Annotated in this window: 1 pseudogene; it reads left to right on the top strand. The window is 66.1% G+C overall.

What is annotated here, in order from left to right:
* Positions 1 to 885 (top strand): annotated as a pseudogene (locus tag KTQ37_RS16655) (recombinase family protein); the annotation flags it as partial.
* Between the last annotated feature and the right edge of the window lie 163 nt (positions 886 to 1,048).

The raw sequence follows: 1,048 nt of genomic DNA on the forward strand, positions 1-1,048 counted from the left end.
ATTATCGACGCGGCAACCTGGGATGCGGTGCAGGAGCGGCTTCAGCAGGCGGCGCGGCGCCGGCGCGGGGCGCGCGGCACATCTCTGGCCAGTAACCTCTCCGAGGAGGCCGCCCCCCTTCTGGGCAAGATCCGGGACGAGCGGGGCGATCTGCTCACGCCGAGCCACACGCAGCGCCACGGACGGCGCTACCGCTACTATGTCTCGAACCGCCTGATCTCCGGCGGCCCGGATCCGACCGGATGGCGCCTGCCGGCCGAGGCCTTCGAGCGCGCGGTCACAACAGCCGTGGTCTGCTACATCCGGGAGCGCGCGCAGGCTCATACCCTTTCGACGACAGGCGCGATCACCGAGATCACCGCCCTCGCCGCGCGCGGCCAAACGCTCGCGCAGGCGCTCGAGGCAGACAGTGTGCGTGCCATGACGCTCATCGAGCGCATCGATCTGGGATCCGGATCGATGCAGATCGCCCTCGCCCCCGAGATCCTTGCCAGGGAGATCGGCGCCCGCGCCGAGGATCTCGACCCGTCTGCCCTCTCCATTTCCACGACCTTCGCTCCGCGCCGGCGCGGCGTCGAGATGAAGATCGTGACTGGCGCGAACCGAACAGAACCGGATCCCAAGCTTCTCGCGGCGCTGCGCAAGGCCCATCACTGGGCGCGCCAGCTCCGCTCCGGCCTCTCCCTGAAAGACCTCGCGGCCCGCGCGGGCACATCCGAGCGCTACGCCGCCCGGGTCATTCCCCTCGCGACGCTCTCGCCGAAGATCCAGGGCGCCATTCTGAAGGGTGAGCAGCCGGTCGAACTCACCCTCGAATCCCTCCTGCGCATCACCCTGCCCCTCGACTGGAAAGAGCAGGAACACCTCCTCGGCATCCACGCCTGAGCACCTTCCCTGTTCCAGCGCAGAACTTCCCTGCAAGCTCGAAACAATTCCCTGTTCGGTCAAATAAATTCCCTGTTCCGCACCCCAGGGAATTCGCCCCACAAGCCATTGGAATTACAGTGCAATCTGAGGTGCATTTTGCCTCAAATCGGCTCAATTCAAG

This window comes from Sedimentimonas flavescens (genome assembly GCF_019264375.1).
Taxonomy (GTDB): Bacteria; Pseudomonadota; Alphaproteobacteria; order Rhodobacterales; family Rhodobacteraceae; genus Rhodobacter; species Rhodobacter flavescens.